At 32.8% G+C, this 5277-nt stretch carries 7 protein-coding genes and 1 pseudogene; 4 read left to right on the forward strand and 4 right to left on the reverse strand.

The window, feature by feature from the left end; translation table 11 throughout:
- Positions 1-186 precede the first annotated feature (186 nt).
- The 3 genes and pseudogenes from J2Z35_RS14845 to J2Z35_RS14315 all read left to right on the forward strand — a co-directional run bounded on the left by J2Z35_RS14845 (position 187) and on the right by J2Z35_RS14315 (position 1493).
- Positions 187-483, forward strand: a complete 297-nt coding sequence (locus J2Z35_RS14845; RefSeq protein ID WP_264175377.1) for a CC/Se motif family (seleno)protein — start codon at positions 187-189, stop codon at positions 481-483.
- A 110-nt stretch (positions 484-593) separates the two neighbouring features.
- A pseudogene (locus J2Z35_RS14850) lies at positions 594-809 on the forward strand (PAS domain-containing protein); the annotation flags it as partial.
- Between the two features lie 63 nt (positions 810-872).
- The gene (locus J2Z35_RS14315; RefSeq protein WP_245330935.1) at positions 873-1493 is read left to right on the forward strand and encodes a GGDEF domain-containing protein; all 621 of its coding nucleotides are present in this window, start codon (positions 873-875) and stop codon (positions 1491-1493) included.
- Between the two features lie 81 nt (positions 1494-1574).
- Here J2Z35_RS14315 and J2Z35_RS14320 read toward each other — a convergent pair whose 3' ends face one another.
- From J2Z35_RS14320 to J2Z35_RS14335, 4 genes are all read right to left on the reverse strand, one after another.
- Positions 1575-2516, reverse strand: a complete 942-nt coding sequence (locus tag J2Z35_RS14320; RefSeq protein ID WP_209662084.1) for a sulfurtransferase — start codon at positions 2514-2516, stop codon at positions 1575-1577.
- A gap of 170 nt (positions 2517-2686) precedes the next feature.
- Positions 2687-3091, reverse strand: a complete 405-nt coding sequence (locus J2Z35_RS14325) for a GNAT family N-acetyltransferase (protein ID WP_209662085.1) — start codon at positions 3089-3091, stop codon at positions 2687-2689.
- 32 nt (positions 3092-3123) lie between these two features.
- Positions 3124-3690, reverse strand: coding sequence for a CD3073 family putative ECF transporter S component (locus tag J2Z35_RS14330; RefSeq protein WP_209662086.1), 567 nt, complete (start codon positions 3688-3690; stop codon positions 3124-3126).
- A 102-nt stretch (positions 3691-3792) separates the two neighbouring features.
- Entirely contained in the window at positions 3793-4365 is a 573-nt protein-coding gene (locus tag J2Z35_RS14335; RefSeq protein WP_209662087.1) for a CD3072 family TudS-related putative desulfidase, read from the reverse strand.
- Between the two features lie 260 nt (positions 4366-4625).
- Here J2Z35_RS14335 and J2Z35_RS14340 point away from each other — a divergent pair, with 260 nt between their 5' ends.
- Positions 4626-5201, forward strand: coding sequence for an aromatic acid exporter family protein (locus J2Z35_RS14340; RefSeq protein ID WP_209662088.1), 576 nt, complete (start codon positions 4626-4628; stop codon positions 5199-5201).
- The last annotated feature ends 76 nt before the right edge of the window (positions 5202-5277 follow it).

Consider the following 5277-nt stretch of genomic DNA (forward strand, 5'->3'; position numbering starts at 1 on the left):
ATACCAAAACCAGATGGTTTCATGCTTTTTTATTGTCAATTATTATTGAATTTTCAAGATTCATATATAGAATTTCATGTGCGAAGTTTTAGTAATATATTTTTATAATGCTTAAATAGTATTCTACAAAAGATTGATTATTCCTTTTTTTTACATTTTATATTTCTAGTGAGAGGAAGAATATATATGAAACTGACAATAACAGAAAAAGCCAAGACCTATATGCATCAAAAATCTATAGATACAATAACCTTTAAAAAACTTGTAAAATCAAGAGGCTGAGCAGGCCCAATGGTAGAGGAGTTAATCTCCCCTTTGCCTCCCCAGTCTGGTGAGGATTTTGTGCTGTACGAGATAGAAGGAATAAATGTATATATAGATAAAGGATTTGAGTTTACAAAAGAAAATACGGAGATTGATTTAAGAGGAGTATTTTTTTTTAAAGAACTTTATCTGACTAATATTAAAATAATAGAAGAATAATAACTTTTTAAGCTTAAAACTAAAGTCTTGTATATGATGTAATAATCATGGGCAAGACTTTTTTGTTGATATAATCCAGATGAAAAAAACACCTAGCGAGTGAATGGAAGGACATTATCTTTGAAGAAGATTTAAAACTTGCCTCTGAAAATTTTGAAAAACATTGCGCAGATCCGAATCACCCTTATGACCAAATTGTGAGGTACAGACATAGAGATGGCTCTACAATATGGATAAGATGTAGAGGTTTAGCTATTAGAGATGAGTATGGAAAGCCAATAAGGATGTTAGGTGCCCATACAGATATAACAGATTTAAAAGAAACTGAACAAGAGATTTCAAGATTAACCAAAGAATATGAAAAAGTATTCAATGGAACACAAGATGCAATGTTTCTAATAAAAGTATTAGAAGAAGGTAGAGTTTCTAACGTTGTAGGCTCAGCTACAGATATTACAGAACGTAAAATACTAGAGTTAGAATTAGAAAAATATGCTAATTATGACAAATTAACTGGACTTCCTAATAGAAGGCTATTTTTCGAAAGGTTAAATCAAATGGTTCTAGAAAACGAAAGATATAATACCAAATTCGCACTACTCTTTATTGATTTAGATGGATTTAAAGAAATTAATGATAGCTATGGTCATGAAGTTGGGGATGAAGTATTAATCATAGCAGGAAATAGATTATTAGAATCTATTAGAAAATCTGATACTGTGGCACGTATGGGTGGAGACGAATTCACAATAATTATTCGTAATATTGAAGACAAAGAAAATATAGATAGAGTTATAAAAAAAATTCATACAAAGCTACAAGAAGATATGGTTATAGATGATGTGAAGTGTAATGTAAACTCTTCAATTGGTATAGCAATATACCCAGATAATGGTTTGGATAGTGAAGAGCTATTAAAAAGCGCTGATGAAGCTATGTATGAAATTAAAAAGAATGGGAAAGGTGGATTCAAATTTTCTAACAAATCCATAGGAAAGCTCTGCTCTTAGAGCCGCGGGGACGTTTCGTTCGTCCCATTGAATCAAAAAAACTAGCCTTGAAATTAATATAAGGCTAGTTTTTTGATGAAGTTATATTTCTATTGGACAACCAGATTTTTCATACTCTATCCATGAGCCGTCATAGTTTCTCACGTTTTCATATCCAAGTAGTTCTGTTAATACAAACATTGTATGAGCTGATCTAACTGCTGATTTACAGTGAGGCATAATAGCTTCTTTATCTTTTGTAATGCCATTTGACTCATAAATAGATCTTAATTCATCAGCATTTTTAAAAGTACCATCTGAATTTAAAGCGTTAGTCCATTCAATCCAAACAGCTCCCGGAACTCTACCATCGTTCCATTCATCTTCACTTCTAGTATCTATTACTACTAAATTTTCCTTATCAATACTTTCAGTAATCATATCTAAATCAGCTATCATAGATTCATTAGCATCCTTAGCCGTATAAGTTGTAGCCTCTAAAGAATCTGCAGACATCTCAGTATTAAATCCTGCATTTTTCCAAGCATCAGCGCCGCCCTCTAGAATCCTTACATCCTCATGTCCATATACCTTCATAGTCCACCATAATCTTGCAGCCCATAATCCATTCTCAGCATCATAGATTACGACAGTATCATTATTTGAAATACCAGCGCTTCCTAAAAGGTTTTCAATTACCTCTTTTTCAGGAAGCATATTTGCTACACCTTCGATTTCAGCAAATTGTTGTCCTCTATTAATTTGGATAGCTCCTGGAATATACCCGCCTGGTAATTTAGCATCTCTAAAGTCAACGATGATTGCATTTTCCATTGAATTTAATTCGTCAGCAGTTACTAGGCTTTCTGGTCTATGGTAGCCTCTATCATCAGCAACTTCTTCCTCTTCTACAATTTCTTCTACTTCAATTTCATTTGCTTCAACAGGTTGCTCTGAAGCCTGATTAGCTGTACAACCCGCTGCTGAAACTATTAAAAAAGATACCATTAAAATTGCAAGTATTCCTTTTAAAGCCTTTAACATAATAAACCCTCCCTTGATATTGTTTGTTAATTATTTATCTTTAATAAAATTATAACATACCAAACCCTTACCATATATCAGTTTTGCTTATGGGAATATAAAGTTTGGTTATATCGACATGAAAAAAGGATACATTAAATTAAATACTTAGGCACTTTAAAATTCACTCGTTAACATCTTGTGTTTTTCGACATCCCAATAGAAAACCGCTTAAAGTCAAATTTTTCATAGTACTGTTCCAGAGAATCACTGCACATAAGCTGAGCAATAATACCTTTTTCTTTACATTTTGTAGTAAGGATTTCAACTATTGCTTTTCCAATTCCCTTTGATTGATACTGTGGATGTACGCCAACTCCACATATGAGACCTGTGATTACGCCATCTGAGATAATTCGGCCTGTGGCTATTAATTTATCTTTATCATATACATAAACTACAGTCCAGCTTTGCCTACACATCTTTTCCAAATCATCTTTGGATAAACTTAGTTTATTCCAGCCCAACTCTTCATATAAAGTATAAAACTCTTGAAAATCATTAGGGTGATCACAAGAATATTTAAGTTCGTCCATAAAATGCCTCCAATATAAAAATTTCAAAGTACCTATGCCGCTTTTCTGTTTTTTAGTTCTTTAGGAATGTACTTAAGCATATAGCTTACAGCGATGCAACTTCCTATTTTATCAACTAGATTCCCAGCCACCCTTGGGACAAAAGCTGCTGTAAAAATTCTTTGACCTGTTGCAAGCATCCATGCGAATAGTATATCTGTTCCTCCACCTGTAAGTCCTCCATACATAAATACTGCAATTGGAGTACCGATAAGAGGCGCTATTATTGCAAGTACAAGACCTGTTATTGCAGCGGTTTTAATATCAAACTTGAATTTTTTTGCAACTAATCCTACTATTATACCGATTGCTATATTTACAAGGGCAAAAGGTATATCTCTAGGGTTTGTAAGTATGCCTTGAATCACATTTGTAAGTCCGCCTGTCATTGCTCCTGCGAAAGGGCCAAGTACTACTGCAACTAAAATAGTCCCAACTGTGTCTAAAAATAAAAGTGGAATTTGCAGTGTGCTCACTATAGTTCCTAAAGCTAAATTAATAATGATTCCAAGGGAAGCGAATATCATATCGCTGGTTGATGAAAATGTGGATTTGCTCATTTCTACTCTCCTTCTTAATAGTAATTTTTATTCACAATTAATTATCATATTAAGAGAAAGGAAAGTAAAATTGATGTTTTTAATAAGTAGTATTATTTATTTTTATATATTTTTAACCTTATCATCTATAAATTTAAATACTTCAGACAAAGAAATCTCAATATTTTCTTCATTTACTCCTATGAATTCTGCTTCAATATTGTTTTCCTTCAAAGAATCTTCTAAAATCTCCATAAAGACACCTTTTTCATTTACCATATCGACATTTGAAAGTACTGACTCTAGATTTGGATTCATATGCATTTCTCCCCGCCACTGAGATGATCTACATGTTAGACTCACTCCGCAGCTTGGGCTTCCATCTATGCCTATGCATCCAATTAGAGAGTAGCCAGCATTTGTATAGCTTTCCAGCTGATTTATAATAGGGTTTAGAAGCTCTTTACATGTATCTCTAAAAAACTTATAATCAAACTGATCTTTTACATGACCCCATCTTTTAATCCCGTATAAAGCCATCTCTGGACAAGGGAGCTGGATTATGCCTATCTTATTTTTATGAAGATAATCAACTATTTCTTTCACTAGACTCTCATATGGTTCAAATCCCTCAACCTTTGCATTAACATTTAGTATGCAGTGTGAAAGCAGAATTATCTTTTTGCCTCTTGCCATTTACCTCATCTCCTAATCCCAAGTTTTCCATATATCAGGCTCAAATCCTACCGTAGCGTGCTTGCCGTTTCCTACAATCAGTGTTTTTATGATTTTTGGATTATCAAGTTGATATCAGCTAAACCTTCTTTTTAATGATAAAATATAATCAAGCTAAAGGGAAGGGAAAATAACTTTGGAAAAATATAATTTGATGAGATTTTCAAAAGAAGAATTATTATTTATTTGAAATAAATTATCTGAAGAGAGGTAATCCAGCGATGCAGAGAATTAGAAAATATATTGGTATGAGAACTGTTAAGACTGCTTTTGGAGCTATCCTAGCAGTATTTATTTCACAGCTTTTGAATTTGGACTATGCCGTAAATTCGGGAATAATTGTTATTTTAAGTGTTCAAAGCACAAAAAAGAAATCCAAGGATCTTGCGATAATGAGAATAGGATCTACAATTCTAGCGTTGACGATTGGAGTCTTTGTTTTTTCGCTTATGGGATTTACATCGGTTGCTTTTGGTGTTTATCTTTTGATTTTTATACCTATTGCGGTTCAATTGAAGTTTCATGACGGGATTGTTCCTTGCTCTGTACTTGTTTCACATCTATTAAGCATACAATCAATCGCTCTACCTGCACTCGTCAATGAAATGATGCAGATGTTTATCGGGGCTGGAATCGGATTTTTACTTAATCTTTATATGCCAAGTCTTGAGAAAAAAATAGAACAAGATATAGTTGAAATAGATGAAATGGTTCGTAAGATATTGTTTGAAATGGCGAATTGTCTAAGAACAAAAGCAACTACAATTGATGAAACATATTTGGATAGGTTAAACTAATTTAGACAGAAAATACTCGGACATGATAAAATAAATTAAATTAATTTGGAGGTTTATCATGTCTAATACAAATAAA

Origin of the sequence: Acetoanaerobium pronyense, from assembly GCF_017874355.1 — a bacterium.
Lineage (GTDB): Bacteria > Bacillota > Clostridia > Peptostreptococcales > Filifactoraceae > Acetoanaerobium > Acetoanaerobium pronyense.